Origin of the sequence: Neisseria sp. N95_16, from assembly GCF_002551535.2 — a bacterium.
Taxonomy (GTDB): domain Bacteria; phylum Pseudomonadota; class Gammaproteobacteria; order Burkholderiales; family Neisseriaceae; genus Neisseria; species Neisseria brasiliensis.
The window spans coordinates 1-1,661 of sequence record NZ_PDBT02000141.1; the positions used below are offsets into that span (position 1 = coordinate 1).

The 1,661-nt window shown below is 50.3% G+C and carries 2 pseudogenes; one reads left to right on the forward strand and one right to left on the reverse strand.

The window, feature by feature from the left end:
• Positions 1 to 58 precede the first annotated feature (58 nt).
• A pseudogene (locus tag CRG49_RS12845) lies at positions 59 to 1,426 on the forward strand (Ig-like domain-containing protein); the annotation flags it as partial.
• Between the two features lie 157 nt (positions 1,427 to 1,583).
• Here CRG49_RS12845 and CRG49_RS13665 read toward each other — a convergent pair.
• Positions 1,584 to 1,661: pseudogene (locus CRG49_RS13665) on the reverse strand (IS1595 family transposase); the annotation flags it as partial.

Genomic DNA, 1,661 nt, shown 5'->3' on the forward strand with positions numbered 1-1,661 from the left:
GACTCCGACCATCACCGGTACCACCGATGAACCGGAAGGCACTGTAGTGACAGTGACGGTGACCGACGCGAACGGCGACACCCAAGTGGTGACCACCACCGTTAAAGACGACGRCACCTTCGAGGTAGAAGTACCGGAAGAATTGCCAGAAGGTCCAGTTAAAGTGACTGCCGAAGTAGAAGATCCTGCCGGCAACAAAGGTAAGGCTGACGACGAAGGCACCGTCGACACGACTGCACCGGCGATTACCGTAGATGCACCGGACAACAGCAACGACAACACCCCAACCATTACCGGTACAACTGACGCACCGGAAGGTTCAGTGGTGACCCTGACTGTGACCGACGCGGCTGGTGAAACCCAAGTGGTGACCACCACTGTGAAAGCAGACGGCACGTACGAAGCAGACGTACCGGCAGAATTGGCCGACGGCGACTACGAAGTAGTGGCTGAAGTGACCGATGAAGCAGGTAACAAAGCGACCGCGACCGACACCGGTTCAGTAGACACGACTGCAGCGATTACCGTAGAAGCACCGGATTTGAGCAATGACAACACACCTTTGATTACCGGTACCACTACCGACGTAGAAGAAGGCCAAGTGGTGACATTGACCATTACCGACGCGAACGGCGAGACCCAAGTGGTGACCACGACTGTGAAAGCAGACGGCACGTACGAAGTTGAAGTACCGAACGAATTGCCGGACGGTAACTACACCGTTGATGCCAAAGTGACCGACAAAGCCGGTAACGAAGCCGAAGCCCGTGACGACAACGGTGTGATTGATGCAACTGCTCCGGTTGTTGAGGCTGAAGACAATGCTATTGAAGAAGCTTCTGCAGCGGTTGTGACCGGTGTAATTAAAGTAACGGATCAATCTGTTGCCAGCATTACTGTCGGCGGTAAAGACGTGATGAACGCCAGCGAAAGCAACCCTGTTGTAATCGCGACCAAACTGGGTACTTTGGCCATCACAGGTTACGATGCCGTTAAAGGTGAAGTGTCTTATCGCTACACCGAAAACGGTAAAGCGGAAGACCACAGCGCAGGTGACGATTCTGTGAAAGATAGCTTCTTGGTTGTGGTACGTGATGCCGCAGGCAATACAGCGATGGACAGCTTGGATATCCAAATTACCGATACTGCCCCAGTTGCTGTGGATGATGTCAACAGCATCGATGAAAAAGGTGGCGCTGTAAGCGGTAACGTGTTGGATAACGACAGCTTGGGTGCCGATACGCCTGTATCTGTTGCTGTAGATCACAACGTAGGCCAATACGGCTTGCTGACTATGGGTGACAATGGTGAATACACTTACACCTTGAATCCTAATAGCCCAGCAGTTAAAGCCTTGAATACAGGTGATACGCTGCAAGAAACCTTCACTTACACTGTAACCGATGCAGATGGTGACAAGTCGACTGCAACCTTGACCATTACCATCAATGGCCAAGATGCTGATAAATCAGTGATTGGTAATAATGGTTCGAATACTATCAAGGGCGGTACAGGTAACGATGTATTGATTGGTGATACCGGTGGTTATGAATTAATCATTAGGGGCTTAGGAAGCAAAAATATTAAATTGGGTTATTTCGAAGCATCTTCATTAATATTTTACCTAAATCTTCATGCCGGTGGTTAAACCTAAACTCCGT